The organism is Dorea sp. D27, assembly GCF_001185345.1.
In the GTDB taxonomy this organism is placed as follows: Bacteria; Bacillota; Clostridia; order Lachnospirales; family Lachnospiraceae; genus Extibacter.
Map to the genome: position 1 here is coordinate 129,647 of NZ_KQ236748.1, position 22,371 is coordinate 152,017.

General features: G+C 49.5%; 17 protein-coding genes. 6 read left to right on the forward strand and 11 right to left on the reverse strand.

Features of this window, described 5'->3' with window-relative positions; all coding sequences use genetic code 11:
• Window positions 1–34: 34 nt before the first annotated feature.
• Window positions 35–1,927, reverse strand: coding sequence for a methionine--tRNA ligase (gene metG / locus HMPREF0980_RS18150; RefSeq protein ID WP_049730488.1), 1,893 nt, complete (start codon window positions 1,925–1,927; stop codon window positions 35–37).
• Between the two features lie 515 nt (window positions 1,928–2,442).
• Between metG and HMPREF0980_RS18155 the strand changes: the two genes are divergently transcribed.
• Window positions 2,443–4,161 (forward strand): DUF885 domain-containing protein, encoded by a 1,719-nt coding sequence (locus HMPREF0980_RS18155; protein WP_049730489.1) that lies wholly within the window; start codon window positions 2,443–2,445, stop codon window positions 4,159–4,161.
• A 169-nt stretch (window positions 4,162–4,330) separates the two neighbouring features.
• Here the strand turns inward: HMPREF0980_RS18155 and HMPREF0980_RS18160 are convergent, their stop codons facing one another.
• Entirely contained in the window at window positions 4,331–4,858 is a 528-nt protein-coding gene (locus HMPREF0980_RS18160; RefSeq protein ID WP_049730490.1) for a spore maturation protein, read from the reverse strand.
• A 141-nt stretch (window positions 4,859–4,999) separates the two neighbouring features.
• Between HMPREF0980_RS18160 and HMPREF0980_RS18165 the strand changes: the two genes are divergently transcribed.
• Window positions 5,000–6,358 (forward strand): MATE family efflux transporter, encoded by a 1,359-nt coding sequence (locus HMPREF0980_RS18165; RefSeq protein ID WP_049730491.1) that lies wholly within the window; start codon window positions 5,000–5,002, stop codon window positions 6,356–6,358.
• A 145-nt stretch (window positions 6,359–6,503) separates the two neighbouring features.
• Here HMPREF0980_RS18165 and HMPREF0980_RS18170 read toward each other — a convergent pair whose 3' ends face one another.
• The 4 genes from HMPREF0980_RS18170 to HMPREF0980_RS18185 all read right to left on the reverse strand — a co-directional run bounded on the left by HMPREF0980_RS18170 (window position 6,504) and on the right by HMPREF0980_RS18185 (window position 11,033).
• Entirely contained in the window at window positions 6,504–7,640 is a 1,137-nt protein-coding gene (locus HMPREF0980_RS18170; RefSeq protein ID WP_049730492.1) for a toxic anion resistance protein, read from the reverse strand.
• 46 nt (window positions 7,641–7,686) lie between these two features.
• Entirely contained in the window at window positions 7,687–8,931 is a 1,245-nt protein-coding gene (locus HMPREF0980_RS18175; RefSeq protein ID WP_198146334.1) for a 5-bromo-4-chloroindolyl phosphate hydrolysis family protein, read from the reverse strand.
• A gap of 128 nt (window positions 8,932–9,059) precedes the next feature.
• Window positions 9,060–10,319, reverse strand: coding sequence for a dicarboxylate/amino acid:cation symporter (locus tag HMPREF0980_RS18180; RefSeq protein WP_049730494.1), 1,260 nt, complete (start codon window positions 10,317–10,319; stop codon window positions 9,060–9,062).
• Window positions 10,320–10,331: 12 nt separating this feature from the next.
• A complete protein-coding gene (locus HMPREF0980_RS18185; protein WP_049730495.1) occupies window positions 10,332–11,033 on the reverse strand; it encodes a helix-turn-helix domain-containing protein in 702 nt (233 codons plus the stop codon).
• A gap of 214 nt (window positions 11,034–11,247) precedes the next feature.
• On the opposite strand from HMPREF0980_RS18185, the gene brnQ reads away from it, so the two are divergent.
• Entirely contained in the window at window positions 11,248–12,564 is a 1,317-nt protein-coding gene (brnQ, locus tag HMPREF0980_RS18190) for a branched-chain amino acid transport system II carrier protein (RefSeq protein WP_049730496.1), read from the forward strand.
• On the opposite strand, the gene HMPREF0980_RS18195 is transcribed toward brnQ, so the two are convergent.
• The 3 genes from HMPREF0980_RS18195 to HMPREF0980_RS18205 all read right to left on the reverse strand — a co-directional run bounded on the left by HMPREF0980_RS18195 (window position 12,561) and on the right by HMPREF0980_RS18205 (window position 15,473).
• The gene (locus tag HMPREF0980_RS18195) at window positions 12,561–13,946 is read right to left on the reverse strand and encodes an alanine/glycine:cation symporter family protein (protein WP_049730516.1); all 1,386 of its coding nucleotides are present in this window, start codon (window positions 13,944–13,946) and stop codon (window positions 12,561–12,563) included. The two genes, brnQ and HMPREF0980_RS18195, sit on opposite strands and share 4 nt — an antisense overlap.
• A gap of 13 nt (window positions 13,947–13,959) precedes the next feature.
• A complete protein-coding gene (locus HMPREF0980_RS18200) occupies window positions 13,960–14,586 on the reverse strand; it encodes a nucleoside recognition domain-containing protein (protein WP_049730497.1) in 627 nt (208 codons plus the stop codon).
• Window positions 14,587–14,735: 149 nt separating this feature from the next.
• On the reverse strand, window positions 14,736–15,473 hold the full coding sequence (locus tag HMPREF0980_RS18205) for a helix-turn-helix domain-containing protein (protein ID WP_198146331.1): 738 nt from the start codon (window positions 15,471–15,473) through the stop codon (window positions 14,736–14,738).
• Window positions 15,474–15,607: 134 nt separating this feature from the next.
• Here HMPREF0980_RS18205 and HMPREF0980_RS18210 point away from each other — a divergent pair, with 134 nt between their 5' ends.
• From HMPREF0980_RS18210 to HMPREF0980_RS18220, 3 genes are all read left to right on the forward strand, one after another.
• Window positions 15,608–15,976 carry a sporulation initiation factor Spo0A C-terminal domain-containing protein gene (locus HMPREF0980_RS18210; RefSeq protein ID WP_198146332.1) on the forward strand — a complete coding sequence of 123 codons (369 nt, stop codon included), beginning with the start codon at window positions 15,608–15,610 and terminating at the stop codon, window positions 15,974–15,976.
• A gap of 160 nt (window positions 15,977–16,136) precedes the next feature.
• Window positions 16,137–17,372 carry a DUF819 family protein gene (locus tag HMPREF0980_RS18215; RefSeq protein WP_049730500.1) on the forward strand — a complete coding sequence of 412 codons (1,236 nt, stop codon included), beginning with the start codon at window positions 16,137–16,139 and terminating at the stop codon, window positions 17,370–17,372.
• 37 nt (window positions 17,373–17,409) lie between these two features.
• Entirely contained in the window at window positions 17,410–18,384 is a 975-nt protein-coding gene (locus tag HMPREF0980_RS18220) for a dipeptidase (RefSeq protein WP_049730501.1), read from the forward strand.
• A 47-nt stretch (window positions 18,385–18,431) separates the two neighbouring features.
• On the opposite strand, the gene HMPREF0980_RS18225 is transcribed toward HMPREF0980_RS18220, so the two are convergent.
• Both HMPREF0980_RS18225 and HMPREF0980_RS18230 read right to left on the reverse strand, forming a co-directional pair.
• On the reverse strand, window positions 18,432–19,592 hold the full coding sequence (locus HMPREF0980_RS18225; protein WP_049730502.1) for an AI-2E family transporter: 1,161 nt from the start codon (window positions 19,590–19,592) through the stop codon (window positions 18,432–18,434).
• A gap of 1 nt (window position 19,593) precedes the next feature.
• Complete coding sequence (locus tag HMPREF0980_RS18230) at window positions 19,594–22,128, reverse strand: cation-translocating P-type ATPase (RefSeq protein ID WP_049730503.1); 2,535 nt, start codon at window positions 22,126–22,128, stop codon at window positions 19,594–19,596.
• Between the last annotated feature and the right edge of the window lie 243 nt (window positions 22,129–22,371).

Consider the following 22,371-nt stretch of genomic DNA (forward strand, 5'->3'; position numbering starts at 1 on the left):
TTCCTCCGTCCCCAATTGAATTTAACGTGTCCCTTTAGCTGATTTCTGCACCTGCCGGCATTTCTTTTTCTGGTGTCATGAGTGCCAGGCTTCCATCTGCGTCTTCTGCGCACAGCAGCATTCCTTCTGACAGGACTCCGGCGAGTTTGGCCGGCTTAAGGTTCACCAGCACCATAACTTTTTTTCCCACCATCTCTTCCGGCTTATAGTATGCCTTTATTCCTGACACGATTTGTTTTATCTCCCTGCCCACTCTCACTTTGGAGCAGAGAAGCTTCTTGGATTTTGGTACTTCTTCGCACTCGAGTATCTCGCCTACCTGGAACTGCATCTTACTGAAATCTTCAAACGTTATCTCTGGCTTAGCCTCCATGTCTATGACATCTTCCGGCACTTCATTTACCGGCGGGTGCAGCTCCTCTACCCGTTTCAACACCTCTTCAAGATCCAGCCTTGCAAAGAGTATCTCCGGCTTCTCTGTCACTTTACCGTCACCGAGCTGGCTGAGTATCTTCGCAGATGTCTCGGGCATGAAAGGCTCCAGCAATACCGCGCCGGCCTTGATGCTCTCCAGCAGATTGTAGAGTACAGTCTCAAGCCGGTCCTTTTTCCCTTCATCCTTTGCAAGTGCCCACGGCATCGTCTCATCTATATACTTATTGCAACGTTTGAACAGGTTAAATATCTCAGTGATTGCATCCGCAACCCGCAGTTCCTCCATCTTGGCCTCTACCGCCTTCGGCGTAGCTTCCGCGACTGCCTTCAAGTTCAAATCCACTTCCTCTGCCGCACCTTTGTCCGTTACCGCGCCCCCGAAGTACTTGTTTGTCATAGATATGGTACGGTTCACCAGATTGCCCAGCGTATTGGCAAGGTCAGAATTCATGCGCTCTACCATCAGTTCCCATGAGATGACCCCATCGTTTTCAAACGGCATCTCGTGCAGAACAAAATAGCGCACCGCGTCTACGCCAAAGAAATCTACCAGTTCATCTGCATACAGCACATTCCCTTTTGACTTGCTCATCTTGCCATCACCCTGCAGCAGCCATGGGTGTCCGAATATCTGTTTTGGCAGGGGCAGATCCAGCGCCATAAGGAAAATCGGCCAGTATATGGTATGGAAGCGGATAATGTCCTTGCCTATGAGGTGCAGGTCCGCCGGCCAGTCTCTTTTGAACTGTTCCGTATTTCCGCCCTCGCAGTCATAGCCGATTCCGGTTATATAGTTTGTCAGTGCGTCCAGCCATACGTACACTACATGGTCCGAATCAAAATCCACCGGAATTCCCCATTTGAATGAGGTCCTTGAAACACACAGGTCCTGAAGCCCCGGCAGCAGGAAATTGTTCATCATCTCATTTTTGCGGGAAACCGGCTGTATGAACTCAGGATGTGTATTGATATGCTCGATCAGACGGTCTGCATACTTGCTCATCTTGAAGAAATAAGCCTCTTCTTTTGCCGGCTGCACCTCTCGTCCGCAGTCAGGGCATTTTCCGTCCACAAGCTGTGATTCTGTAAAAAAGGATTCGCACGGCGTGCAGTACATCCCCTCATAATGCCCCTTATATATGTCTCCCTGGTCGTACAGCTTTTTAAATATCTTCTGTACCTGCTTCTCATGATACTCGTCGGTCGTACGGATGAATTTGTCATATGAAGTATTCATCAGATCCCAGATGCCCCTGATCTCTGCCGCAACGCCGTCCACAAACTCTTTCGGCGTAACGCCGGCTTCTTCTGCTTTAAGCTCTATCTTCTGGCCATGCTCATCCGTACCGGTCTGGAAGAACACATCATATCCCTGGCTTCTCTTATATCTGGCTATCGCATCGGCCAGCACGATTTCATACGTATTCCCTATATGGGGCTTTCCTGATGTATAGGCAATGGCTGTCGTAATATAATACTTTTGTTTTTCCATCTCTTGTCCTCCTGCCGTTGAAATAAAAAAAGTCTTCCCTAATTCTAAAATCAGAGAAGACGAGTTCACCCGTGTTACCACTTCTATTTATCGCTGCCTCACGGCAGAGACCTCAGCAAGTGCCTCACGGCACTCTCCCGCAGTAAAGGGCGGACCCATTGCAGCCTTGCACGAAACACCTGCAGGCGCCTTCCGCCTCCATATGCTCCCTGTTCGGTACACCACTCAGAAGCCATCTTCCGTCAGTCTTCATTCATCCCTCTCAGCATCTCCCGCAGCTGCGCATTTCCATCCACATGCTGTCAAGGTTCAGGACTTCTCTGTATAATGTCAAAAAACGTACTCTCTTCGTCATTGCGTTTAAACATATAAACATTTATTTTATTTCAACTCTTCATTAATATGGTAAAAATCGTAACATACGAAAAATCAATTGTCAAGCCGTGGAAGGTGCAGAACATTCATACGATGGTCCATTTCTGCATATTTATAGGTAAAACATCCAAGGAGCCCCCATGCGTAAAAAAATATCGCTTTTCCTGACCGTCACGCTCCTCTTCGTGCTTGTCGCCGTGGCGTCCTGTTCCAGAGGCAGCGGCAGTGCAGACGCAAAATTTGAAGCTTACACGAACAGCTTGTTCTGCCAGGAAGTTTCCTCCAACACGATTTCTCTCCACTATACCTTAGAAAATCCAGTCGATTACGGAATTAAAGAGGCCCCCGTCTCCTTTGGAAGCTGCACTACTGACGTAGCTTCCATCAGTGCCTCTGCGGAAAATGCCCTGGCATCGCTCCACGCTCATAACCGTGCACAGCTTTCAGATAAAAACAAACTGACCTACGACGTGCTGGATGATTATCTCAGTATTTCCCTTGATGAGGCCGGGTATGCATTGTACGATGAGCCTCTGGCCCCGCTGACGGGTACGCAGGCACAGCTCCCTGTACTTCTTTCCGAATATCAATTTAAAAATACAGATGATATAGATACATATCTGACCCTTATGACAAAGCTGCCAGAATATTTTGAATCTATCATAGCCTTTGAGCAGGCCAAATCTGACAAGGGGCTGTTCATGGCATCTTATTCCGCGGATGACATCATAGATGAATGCAATGCATTTATCAGTATGGGAAACGACAACTATCTTTACTCTTCCTTCACCGAGCGGCTGGATGCCATGAAGCTCGACAAGACAGAATATGACGATTATGTAAAACAAAACAACGAAAATGTAAAAAACTACATTTTCCCTTCTTATAAAAAACTGGCCGAAGCCTTGCAGGCACTGCGTACAACTGGCAAAAACGACAACGGCCTGTGCTACCTTCCGGACGGCCGTGATTACTATGAGCTGGTCGTAAAACGGGAAACCGGTTCAAGCCGTTCGGTAAACGAACTGAAGGAACTCACTCAGGCACAGATATTGGAAGACCTCACCGCTATGCAGCAGATACTCACATCTTCATCAAAAGAGACATTTTCTAATGCGGCGCCGGCGCTTTCAGATACAGATCCTGTCTCCATCCTGTCAAACCTGAAATCCAAGCTGAAAGGGAGTTTCCCTGAACCGCCTGACGTCTCTACTGAGATCAAATATGTACAGAAGTCCATGGAAGAGTATCTAAGCCCCGCTTTCTTCATGGTTCCGGCCATTGACAGCACTACGGACAATGTCATCTACATCAACCAGGGGCATATGCCGGATGACCTGTCGCTGTTCACCACGCTCGCGCATGAAGGATACCCGGGCCACCTCTACCAGACCGTATACTTCCAGAGCCTGAAACCAGATCCGATACGCAATCTGCTGAACTTCGGGGGCTACACGGAAGGCTGGGCCACTTATACCGAGATGCTAAGCTATTATTATGCACCGATACCCAAAGAGCAGGCCGCCCTGCTGCAACGTAATACTTCCGTAATATTAGGACTTTACGCTTTGGCCGACATGGGCATCCACTACGATGGCTGGAAGCTGATGGATACGGTATCCTTCTTCCGGCAGTACGGTATCGAAGATGCCAATACGATAGAAAGCATATATGACCTGATTATATCGGATCCCGCAAACTACCTGAAGTACTACATCGGTTATGTGGAATTTATGGAACTGAAAAAAGATGCCATCGACAAATGGGGGGATGCCTTCACCCAGGAAAATTTCCACAAGAAAGTGCTTACCACTGGCCCGGCCTCTTTCGACATACTCCGTACATACATCTTCCAGTAATATATCCCCAAATCATTCTGCAAAAGTACCGGGCCAGAGTAAGGCCGCCGCAAAATAACTGCGGCGGCTTTTTATTACATGGGGACACCATAAATTAAATTGGGGACAGGGAAAAACGAAATGGGGACGGAGGTTTTTTAAAAAACCTCCGTCCCCATTTCGTTTTTCCCTATCCCATCATCCCCGCCAGTACCACGCTGGCTATGAGGCCGGCAAAGGTGGCGAACATGGCGCCTGACAGTGTATATCTGGTCTTTGTCACCTTGGCAGTCATAAAGTAGACGCTCATCGTGTAGAATATCGTCTCTGTGCATGACATGCTGATGGAAGCTATCAGGCCGATATAGGAATCTGTCCCGTATTCTTTGAATGCATCCAGCAGCAGCCCCGTGGCCGCGGAGGATGAGAACATCTTGACTACGGTGAGCGGCACAAGCTCTCCGGGAAATCCTATGTATTCGGTGGCCTTGCCTATAATCCCGGACATGAATCCGAGAAAGCCCGACGCCCGCAGTATTCCCACTGCCACCATGAGGCCGATCAGCGTCGGCATGATCTTGATGACGGTAAAGAAACCGCTCTTCGCCCCCTTTACAAACGTATCATAGACATTTACTTTCATCAGCACCCCATAGCTCACGATGCCAAAGATTACGAGCGGCACGATGAAGTCTGATAGATACATAAATAACCGCATAAACCATTTCCTTACAACAGATGCTTATTATCAATATATGCCATACTGCGCGGCTTTATGGTTAATTTACTCCATTGAAAGGCAAATAAAAAAAGAATATACTTATATGCAAAGAAAGATTTGCAACAGGACGGTGGTAATATGGACAGCAGAAATGATTTCGGGCAGGGCAGCGTGGCGGGGAATATTATGCGGCTCGCTGTCCCCATGACTCTGGCTCAGCTCATAAATGTATTATACAATGTAGTAGACCGGATATATATCGGGCATATCCCGCACACCTCAACACAGGCGCTCACCGGTATCGGGCTTACGCTCCCTGTCATTACGATTATTACCGCATTCGCCAATCTGTTCGGCATGGGAGGCGCTCCGCTGTTCTCTATGGCGCGCGGACGAGGAGACACCGAACGTGCCAGGAAGATTATGGCCAACTCGTTCTCCATGCTTATCATCTCCGGTATACTTCTCGCCGCCCTCTGCTACTTATTCAAACGGCCGCTCCTTTATCTTTTCGGAGCCAGCGATGTCACCTTCCCCTACGCGGACGCCTACCTGACACTCTACCTGTGCGGCACGCTGTTCGTGATGACAAGCCTTGGGATGAACAATTTTATCAACGCACAGGGGTTCGGCGTCACCGGTATGCTGACTGTTTCAATTGGGGCAGTGTTAAATCTGATCCTTGATCCAATTTTCATCTTCGTCTTCCATATGGGAGTCAAAGGTGCGGCATCGGCTACTGTCCTCTCTCAATTCGTCTCCGCCGTCTGGGTCTTTCGTTTTCTCACCGGAAAGAAAGCGTTACTCCGTATAGCGGGAAAATACATGCGGCCAGAAAAAGCACTTGCAAAAGAAATCACAGGACTCGGGCTGTCAGGCTTTGTGATGGCTGTCACGAATGGCTCCGTGCAGATTATGTGCAACGCAACCTTACAGCGCTATGGCGGCGACCTCTATGTCGGCATCATGACGGTGATTAACTCTGTACGGGAAATCGTCACTATGCCGGTCAATGGCCTGACAAGCGGCGCCCAGCCGGTTATGAGCTTTAATTACGGTGCGGAAAAATATGACCGTGTCCGTTCGGCTATCCGTTTTTCCACAATATGGGCTATCTTGTTCTCCACCGCTGCATGGGCCATGATTTTCTTTTTCCCGAACTTCTTCCTCCACCTGTTCAGCAGCGAATCTGAATTGATTCAGAAAGGGGTACCCGCAATGCGTATCTATTTCTTCGGCATTTTCATGATGGCGCTTCAGTTTGCGGGGCAATCGGTATTCGTGGCCCTCGGCAAATCCAGACAGGCGGTATTCTTCTCCCTGTTCCGTAAAGTCGTCATCGTCATTCCATTGACATTATGGCTGCCTTCCATATGCGGCTTGGGTACAGAAGGCGTATTTCTGGCTGAACCGGTGTCCAACTTCATCGGAGGGACTGCCTGCTTTACTACCATGATGCTGACCATCTGGCCTGCCCTTCGCAGGCGTCCAGAATAAGCTGAATGCCGTTACCAGCCAGGCTTCCCTTGCAGCACCGGACACGCCCCGGCACTTGGTACATTCCGACATATTTATCAGAGTACATCAGAAGGCAGGCTCCACACGTGAGCCTGCCTTCTTAACATTATTGTGCCGTCTTCAATTACCCCATCTGCAGGAGCTTCGCCTTCAGCTCACTCTCCAGACGCATCATCTCCTGCTCCGCCTCCCGGCGCTTCTGCCTGCCGGTCTGCTGAATGTGCATCACTTCATCGAGCGTAGAGATAAGCGATTCGTTCGTCAGCTTAAGCGTCTCCATATCCACGATGCCGCGTTCTGATTCCTTCGCCGTCTCCACCGTAGCCATCTTAAGCTTCTGGGCATTCTTTCTTAACAATTCGTTCGTCATATCCGTCACTTCCCGCTGTGCCGCTGCCGCCTGTGCAGAATGCTCCACACCGAGGGCGAGCACCATCTGGCTCTTCCAGAGCGGAACCGTATTCACGATAGTGGACTGAATCTTCTCCACCATCAGCGTGTCATTACTCTGTACGAGACGTATCTGCGGCGCCGTCTGGATAGAAATCGTCCTCGTCAGCTCCAGATCATGAATCTTCTTCTCGAACCGGTTGCACATAGAGTCCAGATCCTTTGCTGCCTGGGCGTCCTCCGGAAGTCCGCTCCTTTGAGCCTTCTCCATCAGTTCGGGAAGCCTGCTTTCCCGCATTTCCCGCAGCTTCTTCTTCCCTGCCAGAATATACATGGAAAGTTCTTTAAAGTACGTAAGGTTCACATCATACATCTTATCAAGGATGGCAACATCCTTTAAGAGCTGCACCTGATGATTTTCCAGCACCTTGCATATCTGGTTCACATTGTCCTCTGCCTTGGCATACTTCGCCTTCATCGCCGTTATCTTATTGGAAGTCTTCTTGAATATATTGCCAAAGAATCCCTTATCCTCTTCCTCATCGAAGCTTTTCAGTTCCTTCACCACACCCGAGAGCAGCTCCCCTACTTCACCCAGGTCCTTTGTTTTCACATTTTCCAGTGCATTTTCCGAGAAATCTGCCATCTTTTTCTGCGTACCCACGCCGTATTGAAGAATCACGGAAGAATTGGTCAGATCAATCTGATCCGCAAATGCATCCACTGCTTTCTTCTCTTCGTCCGTCAGGATGCTTTCATCAAACACCCGAGTCTCCTCCTGCATGGCGGGGGGAGCTGTCCGCCGTTCTTCCTGGAATGGATCCAATGTCAAAGTTGGTGTCGTCTGGAACTGTTCTAATTCTTTCTCCATAATGATATCCTCCGCCCGGTCATGCCGGTCCCATATATTCTCTCGCTTAAAAGTCGTCTTTGGTAAGGCCCTCCTGGGCCAGCATCGTCTTCAGTACAGATATGTCAGACGACACATCCCACGCCGTATCCTGGAACAGGCTGTCCAGCAGTTTTTCAAACGCAGCGTTCAGCGTGTCAAGCGTCTTTTCAATCTCCTGTTTGGAAGACAGTATATTCTCGCCCTGTACCGGCTGCGCGTCCAGCTCCTCATATGCCTCCAGAAGCTTTACCGTAGTCGGCAGATAGTATTCCATAAGCCTGCGTATCTCCGGCACACAGCCGGGATTCTGTTCCACACGGTCAAAGATTCGGTCGACAAGTGTCTCCATGCGGGATATCTTTGCCGATATCTCTACGCCCGGAATGGCGTCATTGCATTCGTGGATCTTCTCTATATATTCATCACCCGTACGGATAATCTCCCTGATCTGCGGATCCATGTTCTCCGCCGTCTCTTCCTGCTGCGCTTTTCTCTCCTGCTCCTGCCGTTTCTGCGCCTCCGTATGTTCCATGAGCTCTTCGTATTGCTGATATGCATGGTGCGTCACCATAAGGCACGTCCGCTGCCGGTCGAGGTGCCCTTGTCTGAACCACCCTTTCTCAATCATCTTTTCCAGGTCCTTCACTACGAACTTGGGCGGTTTCTTCACACGTTCTGCCAGCGTCTTGATATCCCCGTATTCTCTGCCTTCCATCCCTTTTATGTAGGCGTTGAAGCGCTTTACTTTACCGAGGATGTGATGGCCCGCTCCGGCCAGCACCGCTCCGGCCCCGAGCAGTATGACACCAGACCCGAACAAAATCTGGAAAAGAACATCAAAGCTGCCGATTGCAAGTTCTCTTATCATATAGACAGGCAGACCTATCAAAAGGATACCGCCGAGCATATATCCCGCCGCAGCCAGGATAACACCGCCGGCTTTCGCGCTTCCTGTCCTGGCGTACAGCACAGGCATCTGCCTCCCGCCGGCGTCGAAGCCATACCCGTTCCGTCCCTGATACTGCCCGGGGTAAGGGCGGCTCCGGTATGCCCTTCTGTCCCGGGCCTGCCTGCTTTGACGGGCCATGTCCTGCATACTTTTATCCACCGCGTCACCCGCACTGCGCACCCCTTTATTAATGCCGTCCACCGCATGGTATATCGTATCATTGATTGTCTGGTTCAATTTGTCAAAATTCCTCGTATCCACTGCGTCCTGCACCGTCCTGCGGATATCTTCCCCAAATCTTTCCCAATCCCAGTTTGCCATCATATCCTCCTGGTTATCACTACTATCTAATCAACAGTCTCTAAGTAAGGCTGCCTCGTATTTTACATATGTCATTTAAAGTATAATGGAAACATGGTGAAAATGCAATGCTCACACATTACCATCTGCTATCCGTCCGCCTCCAGGCTCCGGGCCTTTTTCAACTCCCTCTTTTTCTCAGAGGCATCCACACAGATTGTACACGCAGCATCCCCCGTAATATTGACCGTCGTTCTTGCCATATCAAGGATCCGGTCCACGCCGGCAACAAGCGCAATCCCTTCCAGCGGAAGCCCCACGCTCTGCAGAACCATGGCAAGCATGATGACGCCGGAACCAGGGACACCCGCGGTGCCGATAGAGGCCAGCGTGGCGGTCAGTATAATCGTAATCTGCTGTGAGATGGTAAGGTTCATGCCAAATATCTGTGCGATAAAAATAACGCTTACTCCCTGATAGATTGCAGTTCCATCCATATTAATCGTTGCACCGAGCGGCAGCACAAAGCTTGAGACTTCTTTTCTGGCGCCGAGCTTCTGCGTACATTCCATATTAAAAGGCAGCGTCCCCACACTGCTCGCACTGGAAAATGCAAATATCATAGCCTCGCTCATGCCCTTGAAGAAAGTAAGCGGGTTCATCTTTGCCATCGCCCTGACGAGGCTGGAATAGACACATACCATATGCACGAGACAGACGAGATACACGACCCCTATCAGTTTCATCAGCGGCAGAAGGATAGACATGCCGTTTGTCGCTATGACCGGTGTAATCAGGCCGAACACTCCGATAGGAGACAATTTGATGATGACACCCATCACTTTGATGCAGACTTCAGAAAAGCTTTCCACCACTGCGCCTGCCATCCTGCCCTTCTCTCCCGCGAGTATGATGCCAAATCCAAAGAACAGGGCGATCACGATAATCTGAAGCATGGTAGCTTCCGCTAATGGCTGAATCGCGTTGGATGGAAATATGTTCACAATCGTGTCTATGAAAGATGGCGTCTCCGTCACACCCTCGAACGCTTCCAGCGATTCTGACGACAGCTTATACCCACTGCCGACGCTGAGCACATTGGCTATCACAAGTCCCAGCGTCACCGCAAACGCTGTCGTGCACATATAGAACAGGACCGTCTTGCCCCCGATAGAGCCTACTTTCCTGATGTCCTGGAGCGATATCACCCCCTGCATGATCGAAAACAGTACGACCGGCACCACCACCATCTTCACAAGATTTAAGAATATCGTTCCCAGCGGTTTTATATATGTCTCCGCAATGTCACTGTTCTTTTGCAGCAGCAGGCCTGCAATGACTCCAAGTACAAGTGCGGCAAGAATCCAGACAGTCAGCGAGACCTTTTTCTTTTCCTTTTTCGTATCCAAATCTGTTCCTCCTCATTCCATAAACTGGTCAATCGTAAATAAATTATATTTCCTGGATATCTTGATATCCTCCTTCGTAAGCAGAAGGGAAGATACCAGTTCATCGTCTTCCTTTAGTATTGCCGAAGACAGCATTACCTTAATCGCTACAGGCATCATCGTTTTGTATGACAGGCCTGTCAGCATGCCTGTCCTCCTGCTTGTACGGTTCAGGCTGTTGATGCAGCATATCCACGCCTGCTCCGTAGGATTGTTCTGGTTCTGCAGGTTATAATTTTCCACAAATTCATACCTTCGGCTGTAGCCGGTGTAAAATGTCTTGCAGTTTCCGCAGCTTTCCTCATCCTGGACATCATAGAAAAGCTGGATCCCTATCTGTTCCGAGCCGGGAATCTGATATCTCTCCATAACACTTTTCAGTATGCGCCTGCTTCTTCCGTCATACGAATACATGTACTGCCTGTCCAGAAATTCCCCTGGCTCCAGCCTGCTGTGCAGCTCCTCATCCTGCACCGCCAGCAGATACGCCGGCGATATCTGGAATACGTCCGCAATCTCCTCCAGCGTAGCTACATCGAGAGATATAAGGCCCTTCTCATACTTTGACATGGTTGACTTACTTTTATGTATCTTCTTTGCCAGCTCTTGGAGCGTCAGTTTATAAGCAAGCCGGTACTTCTTGATGTTTTTCCCCACGTTCTCATCAATAGCCATAAAGCCTCCGTTTCCTATAAATCACCTTTTTCATGAAAAATACCCGTAAAGATTATTCAAGTATGTATATCCGGGCGATTTATGATTTAAGTTTACCATAAATAGATAAACACATTAAAAGTTTCCTGTCAAGATACTTTGTCCGATTTGTCTCGTTTATTATTTAACGATAGAATAAGGTCAATACAGAATGGAAAACCAGAAGGTGCGCAGAATGAATAAAACAGACACAAAGAATATATTTATCATAGGATTTGCAATATTTGCCATGTTCTTCGGGGCAGGGAACCTGATATTTCCGCCTTACCTTGGCCTGCTGAACGGAAAAAGCTGGTTCTTAAGCTTTCTCTGCTTCATCATCATGGACATCGGGCTCAGTCTGCTGGCACTGCTTGTCGTGACGAAAACGGGCAAAGGGACGGAGGGCATTACAGACAAGCTCGGAACGCTCCCTTCTATATTAATATTATCACTGAATGCGGTATGCCTCGGGCCTTTGATTGCCATACCGAGAACTGCCGCTACCGCGTATGAATTTTCCATTGCTCCGTTCTTTCCGGAGTTAGACACAAAGGTATTTTCCCTCCTCTTTTTCCTCGCTGTGGTACTGTTCTGTCTGAAGCAGTCCAAGGTCATCGATATCATCGGAACCGTTTTCGCGCCTTTGATCCTCGCTGCCCTTTTATTTCTCATCGTAAAAGGCATCGTATCGCCGCTTGGGGCCGTAGAGCTTCAGACTGCAGCGTCTTCGGCCGTCCGCGACGGAATCAACGCAGGCTACCAGACGATGGACGTTATGGCGGCCATGATATTCTCTGCCTCTATACTATTGACCATAAAGCAGAAAGGCTACAGAGATACGAAAATGCAGTTTAAGATCATCTCCGCTTCCGGCCTTCTCGCTACGATTATCCTTTTTGTAGTGTACGGCGGCCTCGCCTATCTCGGAGCAACGGTAAGCGCGCAGTTCCCTGCGGATATCGACCGGGTAGCTCTGCTTATCGCCATCGTCAAGGCGCTGCTCGGCGAGAACGGAATGGTACTGCTTGGCGTACTCGTATGCGCCGCCTGCCTGACACCTGCTATCGGGCTCTTATCCTCCTCGGCTTCTTTCTTTGAAAGGCAGGCAAAAGGAAAAGTGAGCTACCGTGCATTTGTCTTAGGATTTGCAGGTATCAGCTATGTAATCTCTAATTTTGGTATAACCAGGATACTGGCACTGGCTTCCCCGATACTGAATATTCTATATCCAGTGCTGGTTCTTCTGGTCTTCATGGGATGGATGGAAAAATGGCTCCCAAACACGGCCGTCTACCGGTCTGCCGCGTCAGGAACCATTGTCATAAGCACCTTGTCAGCTATATCGGAATATCTTCCGGTACCCGTCCATATCGCCAATCTTCCGCTATATGAATATGGTTTCCAGTGGGTGCTTCCCGCTGCCATATGCGGACTTATCGGCTATATCTTTACAAAAGAAAGGACATCCCGGCAGCGGCGTATCATCGGGAACATCGCCGCCAGGACTTAATTCCTCATATATTCCTTCGTCACTCTGACGACCTGGCCGCTCAGCAGTATAAGGGCGGTCAGGTTCGGCACTGCCATGAATCCGTTGAACGTATCCGCAATCTCCCACACAAGTCCCGGGGCAATCACGCATCCCGGTAGCAGCACTACAATGTATATGAGCTTATACACAATCGCAGATCTTTCCCCGAACAGATAGGCAAATGTCCGTTCTCCAAAATAAGCCCACCCTATAATCGTAGCGAAGGCAAAGAATATCATGGACAGCGCCAGAAACTTGTCGCCTCCCGGTATGACCGTGGCAAACGCTCTGCCGCACAGCGTCGTGCCGTCTACATTCTCCGCCCCTCTCGCGATATTGGCAAGGAAGCCCTGCTGGTCGTACACTCCCGATGTAAGGATGACTAGCGCCGTGACCGTACAGAATACGATCGTATCGATGAACACCTCCACGATTGCCCACATTCCCTGTACCGGAGCAGAATCTATATCCGAAGCTGCATGGGCCATGACAGAAGAGCCAAGCCCCGCTTCATTGGAAAACACCCCTCTGGAGATTCCCGTCTTCATCGCCTGCCGCATCCCGTAGCCGAGTACCCCTCCGCCGACACTCTGCACTTTAAAAGCCTCTGTAAAAATAAGCTGGAACGCCTTTGGTATCTCTGCAGCATTTGCCGCCAGCACGATTATTCCCCCTGCGATATAGAAGAGAGAAATGAGCGGTATGAGCCGCTCTGTCACTGTCGCTATACGGCGGACGCCTCCGAATAATACCATGCCTACCAGTACCATGGCGGCCAGCCCGGTAACAAAGGTGGGCACATAGAAGGCTTCCTTCAGCCCTCCGGCCATCGCATTGGCCTGAGTCATATTGCCCATGCCAAGCGAGGCAAGGATGCAGAACACGGCGAACAGGACGGCCAGCCACTTGCAGCCGAGTCCCCGCTCCATATAGACCATAGCGCCGCCCACCCATCTGCCGCTTCTGTTCTTATAGCGGTAGAGGATGCCAAGGACATTTTCCGCATACATGGTCATCATTCCTACTACCGCAGATATCCACATCCAGAATATAGCACCGGGGCCGCCCGCGATGAGCGCTGTGGCGACCCCGGTTATGTTGCCTGTTCCGAGCGTGGCTGCCAGAGCCGTACAGAATGCCTGGAACTGGGACATGGACTGTTCGTCATCCGTACGCCTTACCTTCCTGTTGCGAAAGAGCTGGCCGAGTGTCATGCCGAGCCAGACGCGCCACTTTCTGAATTGGAAAAAGCCGGTGCGCACCGTAAAAAGAAGGCCGACCGCAAGAAAGATAATGAGCATGCCCCGGCCCCAGATAAAGTCACGAAGAACATCGTTGACCTGTTTGATATATTCCGTCATCGTCATAGACTACTCACTTTCTGTCCATCAGCTTTGCATAGATGATTCCTGCCAGCGTGCTTATGCTTGTCGCCACGATGGCAGCCCCTACGATAGCAGCCGGGTTCACGCTTCCATACTGGCTCCGGTATGCGATGATATTGACCGGTATAAGCTGTAAGGACGAGATATTGATAATCAGGAAAGTACACATCTCATTGCTTGCGGTACGGCCTTTCGGCACGCCTCCAAGCAGCCTCTTCTTATCCTGGTATTCCGGGTTGCCCCGCTCGCGTTCCAGCTCCGCCAGGCCATCCATAGCCTTCAATCCCGCAGGGGTGGCCGCCCATCCAAGCCCCAGGATGTTTGCTATCATATTGGTCGTAATGTGCTCCGCGGCCGGATGGTCAGTCGGAAGCCTCGGAAAGAGAAATCGGATGACGGGACGCATCTTTTTCGATACGCTTTTGATAATTCCTGCCTTAGTCGCGATTTCCATAAGCCCTACCCAGAAGGACATGACCCCCATCATTGTGATGCAGAGCGTAATCGCCTCCTTGGACGAATCTATGGCTGCATTCGTCACGTCCGGCATCCTTCCCGTACAGGCGGCAAATATGATGCCTACAAGTATCATTCCTGCCCACAGATAATTCAGCATGTAATCATTCCATTTATGTAATATCTCTACATCCTATGCGGGGCCGGGATATTATATGTTCTGGACGGGGTACATCTGCATCTTGAAGATAGGCACACGAAGAAGAGCCAGACCGCCTGCCGTAGTCTGGCTCTTCTTCATGCTCTGCCTTACCGGGCGTCTGCACCCACATGCACGTTGCCTTCTCTCAGGACGCCGACCAGCCTGCCCATCCTCTTATACTGCGTGTGGGAATTGATATGCCAGTCATCGATCGTGCCGTTCAGCGCCTTGATATAGATATCAACGTGCCTCTTATATACTCTCCCCATATAAAGATAGCCTCCCCGCATGATAATCCATATCTCTCCATTTTTCGGATCATAGTCGTCATCATAGCGGAACCCGAGCAGGCTGCCTTCCGGAAACTTCGGGGAGAGCACCGGCGTGCTCAGATATACGCAGAAGGTGCAATACTGGCTTATCTCGTTATCGCTTACCAGTATGTCCCTCTCTATCCTGCTGTCGTACTGCGCCAGCCCTTGAACTATATTCGTAAACTCAAAGCATTTCATCTTAATTTTATCGTGGGAAGTGCTGTGAATCATCTGGTCATATTCCGTGTCTATCGTATATTTTATATATTCCTTCATAGGATCCGGCAGCTTTTTAAACCGATATACATAATCGGAGAAGTCATACGGCACATCAGGCTCCCTGTCCGTGAACTCGTCCAGGGAACAGTCCAGCACCCTTGCTATCTTCTCCATGGCCGAAAAGCCGGGATTCTCCGTCGCACCGCTTCCAATCTTTGTCAGTGTACTATAAGGTACCCCGCTCAGCCATGCCAGGTCTTCAAATGTAAGCCCTCTTTGTTGCATGATATATTTTATTCTTTCGTTCTTCAATTTTCTCCACCTTTCCATTTTTGGAAACTTTCTCCCCCATGCCAATATTGATTTATTATAGCATATTTCCTATAATCAGACTTATTGTTATTATTTTTTTAAGCATAATGTTCAAAAAAAGAGAGGTAAACGCCATGACTAACAATATTTATACTTCTACACCGGTAGATATCCAGCTTAACCGCAGGCTGACTCTTCTGCTGAACCGGCTTGAGATTTCGCCCAAGCTGAAAGGATATCTATATCTGAGGAGCGCTTTGTCACTCTGCATCAATGATACAAGTTATCTGTCAGGAATAACCAAAAATCTGTACCCTTATCTCGCTGCCGCGTACAGCACAAGCCCCTCCGCCGTGGAAAGGGCAATCCGTAATTCCATTGACATACTGTGGCATTCACATGCCAAGAGGACATATCAGGAACTGACCAACTGTTACTGCGACGTAAGGCCGACGAACGCACAGTTCATTGCTCTTCTGACGCATACCATCCTGTTTTTGTGAAAAGTTTCTCACAATTCCTGTTTTGTCTTTTATTTTTTTCTGCTTTTTTGTACAATTATTGACTTTTTTAGACAGATTCTATATACTTAGTTTAGTTCAATTGACAACAATTGACGGAAATTCTTCAGAAAACGCGCAAAAATGAAAGGAGGAAGAGAGTATGTGGGGACATATTTTCGATCTGAGCAATCCTCTTATAGGAGAGGAAAACACATGGGTGCTCTGGGCTATCTGTGCCACAGGCGCCGCTGCTGCCATTTATCTGGAACAGAGGTATAAATGGGCGGCAAAAATGACGGGAGCTATCATCGCTCTTATCTTTGCAATCGTTTTATCTAACTTTGGTATCATTCCTATGAACGCTCCTGTATGGGACATCGTGTGGGGGTATGTGGTGCCGCTTTCCATCCCTCTGCTGCTGCTGCAGTGCGATATGAGGAAGATAGGTAAAGATTCCGGGCGTATCCTGATTATCTTTCTGATTGGCTCCGTAGGTACGGCATGCGGTTCACTGCTTGCCTATACGGCACTCAACAAGTTTATTCCGGAGCTGGCAGGGCTTGCCGGAGTCTTTACCGGAACGTACATCGGCGGCACGGTGAACTTCGCTGCACTGGGTGCGGCGTTTGACGTATCAGGAGAGATGATTTCCGCCGCCACGGTAGCGGACAATCTGCTGATGGTATTATATTTCTTCCTGCTGATTGCCATGCCGTCTATCGGTTTCTTCCGCAAGAACTTCAAACATCCATATGTGGATGAAGTAGAAGCTGCAGGAAGCAACTTGAAAGAAAACGAGACAAACGCATCAGCATTCTGGGGAAGAAAAGAAATCTCCTTAAGAGATATCGCCCTCGCAGCCGCAACCGCGTTTGTGATTGTTGCCTTGTCAAATATTATTGCAACCGGACTAGGAAGCGTCATCCCAACATCCAACGCATTCCTGAAGATTCTGAACACGCTGTTCGGCAACATGTATCTGTGGATTACGACGATTGCCATGCTCTGCGCTACGTTCGCGCCGGGATTCTTCGGCAATATCAAAGGTACGCAGGAGCTTGGAACCTTCCTGATCTACCTGTTCTTCTTCGTAATCGGTGTTCCGGCATCTGTACCTCTTATCATCCGGAACTCTCCGCTGCTGCTCGTATTCGCTGCAATCGTCGTAGCAGTTAACATGATATTCAGCCTTGTTGCAGGAAAGCTGCTGAAGTTCAACCTGGAGGATATCATACTTGCTTCAAACGCCAACATCGGCGGACCTACGACTGCCGTCGCTATGGCCGTGTCCAAAGGCTGGACGAAGCTCGTTGGACCGATTGTACTTATCGGTACATTGGGATATGTCCTTGGTACATACTTCGGCCTTGTAGTCGGCAGCATACTCGGCTTATAAAGCCTCACACATCTGAAAGGAAAGGGGATTAAGAGATATGAATTTTGATGCACATTCTGATATCTGGACCGACGTGACACACCATTATCTTGACGGAGAATCTGATATTTTCCGCAAATACCACTATGAGCGTCTTAAAGAAGGACAGATTGAGGGCGGAATATTTGTAATCTGGAATGATCCACCTTTCGATAAGGAGCCACTGAAACGCACACGCCAGATGATGGAGGCAATTGCCCATGAGGAGTCTGACTGTGCCGATATATTAAAAGTGGCACGTTCTTACGATGATATGATAAAAGCCCGGGATGAAGGCAGGATGTATGCCTTCATCGGGCTGGAAGGACTAAAAAGTATCGGTGAAGACCTGGATCTGATTGATGATTTCTATCAGTTCGGAGCCAGACACGCCGGCCTAACATGGAACGAAGAGAATCCGCTGGCAACAGGAGCGCTGGGGAATCCTGAACGAGGACTGACGGATACAGGCCGGAGAGCAGTAAAGAAGATCCAGGATCTTGGAATGATACTGGATGTATCGCATCTGAACGATGCCTCCTTCTGGGATCTGCTTGACGCGGCGGGAGGACCTGTCGTAGCCACACATTCCAACTGCCGGGCTCTTTGTAACCAGCGCCGGAATCTCACCGATGAGCAGTTAAAGGAACTGGCAAAGACAGGAGGTATCGTCGGCCTGAATTCCTTCAACGAGTTCGTACATGATGTGGAATCAGAACAGACGGTAGAGAATCTTGTCAAACATCTCGTCCGTATGGTGGAACTGATGGGAATAGACCACGTCGGCTTCGGTTTTGATTTCTCCGAATTTCTGTGCGGAGACACGCTGAGCTCATTCAGCAGCCAGGAGAACCCTTATACAATCGGTCTGGAGGACGCCTCCAAAGTTCCAAACGTCATTGAGGAAATGAAACGTGCCGGATTCCATAGCGAGGAGATCGAAAAGATTTCCTACAAGAACTGGCATCGTATTATTCGAGAGGTCATCAAATAACAGATAGTATTACGAAAGGCACAGCCGCATCGGCTGTGCCTTTTTATCTACTTTATGGAATCCGGGTCCACTTTCTTCTGCTTCAGCTTCAGATACACGATCTCACGGAAAAGCGCATATACGACGGACACGATAGGAATGAATATGAGCATGCCTACGATTCCCATCAGGCTTCCTCCTATGCTGACCGCGGCCAGCACCCATATGGACGGCAGGCCGACGGAATTTCCAACCACATGCGGATAGATGAGGTTCCCTTCAATCTGCTGCAGCACAAGAAACAGAGCTACGAACATAAGGGCTTTGACCGGATCCACCATAAATATTAGGAACGCGCCTACCGCACATCCGATGAAAGCGCCGAAGATAGGGATCAGCGCCGTAAAGGCTATCACGATGCCGACCAGCAGCGCATATGGAAGCCGGAACAGCCCCATAGATACGACGAACATGCTTCCGAGTATGATGGCTTCCACGCACTGGCCGGTGAGGAAGCTGGAGAAGGTGCTGTAGGTCAGCGAAAATACTTCCAGCGCAGCCTCCGCCCTTCCTCTTCTCACAAACGCGAACAGTACCTTCCTTGCCTGGATATTCAGCTTTTCCTTCTGCAGCAGCACATAGCAGGCAAATACAAACGCGATGAAAAATGTCGTGATTCCGCTCACGATACTTTTGGCGGCCGTTATGGTCGAGTCAAGGACGCTCCCAGCGCCATTCCGGAAGAAGTCGATGCCTGCATCCATAATCTTGTTCCAGTCGAACTCCAGATTATTAACCCAGGACATCACTTCCTTGTTGTTGTGGAACAGGTCGTTTGCCCACGTCTGTACCCTTGGGATAAATGCCTGTATGCTGTCGCCCAGATTCGCAAAGGTCCTTCCAAGCTGTGGTATCAGTATGAACATTACTACGGCAATAACGCTGAATACAAGCAGGAGCACTATGAGCATGCTGACCGGCCGCGCGGCTTTGGCGCACACTTTGCTCTTCTGTGCCTTTTCACTTCCAAACAGATGGCGTTCCACAAAGTTCATCGGCACATTCAGCACAAATGCTATCGCTCCGCCGAGGATGAACGGAAACATGATGTGGAACACGAATCCGAGAATATCGAACACTTTGTTGTATTCCCAGAGACATAACACGACGATAGCCGTAAATATAATGAGTCCTCTTATCTTTTTTACACTCTCTCTGCTAAAATCCATTTTAACTCCTTATCTTTTTCATCCATTGTATCACAGGAAGGTTCAGCAGTGCCAGCCCATATACGGTCAGCAGCTGTCCCAGATCCAGCGTGACAACCTTAAAGATTCCGTGCAGTCCCGGTACCATGAGCACACCAGTGATAAGCAGCAGTCCGATGACAAACGCTCCTATGAGATATATATTATTGAAGAACCTGTCCGTGAACAATACGGGCCTTGCGGACTTGCAGTTAAAACCGTGTACAAGCCTGCTCGTGCAGAGGGTTCCGAATGCCATCGTACTGGCCAGTGCACTCCCGCCGCTTGCATAACCGATATAAAATGCAGCCATCGTCATGATTCCGATACAGAAGCCTTCTGTTCCGATGCTGAGCAGATATTTCCTTGTAAGTATAGACTCATCCATAGGGCGGGGCTTCTCCTGCATCACGTTCTTCGTATGCGGCTCAAGGCCGAGCGCGATAGCCGGAAGACTGTCCGTCAGCAGGTTGATGAACAATAGGTGTACAGGGGCAAAGGGCACCGGTAATCCTGCCACGGAAGCATACAGCACGGCCAGTATGGCGCCGAAGTTTCCTGACAGGAGGAACTGTATCGAGTTCTTGATATTCTGGTAGATGTTTCTTCCATTTTCCACTGCCTTGATAATCGTGGCAAAGTTGTCGTCCGTGAGCACCATAGACGCCGCGTCCTTGGACACCTCCGAGCCGGTAATACCCATGGCTACACCGATATCCGCCTGTTTGAGCGCAGGAGCGTCATTCACGCCGTCTCCTGTCATAGCGACTATGTTGCCCTTCTCCTGCCACGCCCGGACAATCCTTATCTTATGTTCCGGGGAGACCCTTGCATACACGGAGATTTTTTCCACGAACTCTTGGAGCTCTTTATCGGACATGTCTTCAATCACTGCACCTTCGCATGCCTCGGAATCGTCCCTCAGTATACCAATCTTCCTCGCAATCGCGGCAGCCGTAACTTTGTGGTCTCCGGTAATCATAATCGGCTTGATGCCTGCTGCTTTGCATTCCGACACGGCTGACTTCGATTCCTCCCTCGGCGGATCCATCATCGATATGAGGCCGAGGAAGACAAGGCCGTCTTCCTCTTCCAGCGTAAGGTCACGTGCCCTTTCAATCTCCTTATATGCAAATGCCAGCACCCGCAGACCATCCCTCGAAAACTCCATGTTCTGCCTCTCGATCTCCAGCCTGTCGTCTTCCGTAATCTCCCTTACCGTCTCCCCCGTCCTTATGCCGCTCATACGTCCGAGCAGTACATCGACTGCTCCTTTGACGATGATGAGCTCTGTACCGTCTATCCGGTGCTGCGTAGACATCAGCTTCCGGTCGCTGTCGAACGGTATCTCCGACTGACGTGGGAACCTCTTCCTTATCTCACCTGCGTCAGCCCCGAGCCTGCTGCCGACATTGATGAGTGCGGTCTCCGTCGGGTCGCCGATTTCCTGTCCGTCCGCGTTCACGGAATCATTGCAGAGCATGCTGAATATAAGCAGCTTCTCCTCGTTACAGACAGACAGGTCGATATCCCCCGCCGGTATCCGTCTGCCGTCCACATAATAATCTTCCACCGTCATCTTATTTTGTGTCAGCGTTCCTGTCTTGTCGGAGCATATGATAGACACGCTTCCAAGCCCTTCCACTGCCTGGAGCTTGCGGATAATGGCATGCTCCTTTGCCATCTTCTGGGTACCGAATGAAAGCACGATCGTAACGATGGAACTAAGCGCCTCCGGGATTGCCGCCACCGCAAGTGCCACCGCGAACAGGAACGCATCCGCCACAGACCCGCCCCGCAGCACATTTACTGCAAATAATATACCGCAGAAAACGAGGATGATGATTGACAGCTTCTTTCCAAAATCATCCAGATTCATCTGGAGCGGCGTCTTTTTTTCTGAAGTTGTCTTTAAAAGCCTTGCGATCTTGCCAACTTCCGTATCCATCCCGATTGCGGTAACTTCAAAGGTACCCCTCCCATAAGTTACAAAACTACCGGAAAAGACCCGGTTCGTCTGGTCGCCGAGCGCGGCCCCGGCAGGTGCTTCTTCCAGTGATTTTTCCACAGACAGGCTCTCTCCGGTCAGGGCGCTTTCGTCCGCCTTCAGGCTCGCTACATCCAGAAGCCGTCCGTCCGCCGGAACACAGTCCCCGGCTTCCAGTACTACTTCGTCTCCTACTGTGACCTCTCTGGACGGAATCTGTATCATCACCCCATCCCTTATAACCTTCGCCTCCGGCGCAGACAGCTGTTTCAGGCTCTTCAGGGACTGTTCTGCCTTTACCGTCTGCACTGTGCCGAGTATGGCATTGATTGTTATGACAACGAAGATGACAACGGAACTTTCCGCATCGCCTAAAAATCCAGAAACTATAGCAGCTATTATGAGGATAATAACGAGAAAATCTTCAAACTGCTCCAGAAATATCCTTGCCGTGCTCTTCTTCTTACCCTCAGCCAGCTCATTATAGCCGTATTTCTCCTGGTTTATTTTTGCCTGTTTACTTGTCAGCATATGTTTTCCTCTCTTTCCTGCAATGAGACTCTCTATTTTAGTATTTCCACCTAAATAAAAAAGAGACCTCTATTGCATAATTAAATATGCAATAAAAGTCTCACCATTTCATTACGATACGGATGATTGCTCATCGTACTGACGACATCGTAAACGCGGGCTTCTGCCGGCGCAAGTTACTCCCTTTTATTATTTCATAATATACAGAATAAAAGAGGAAAAGTCAATAAGAATCGCCATTAT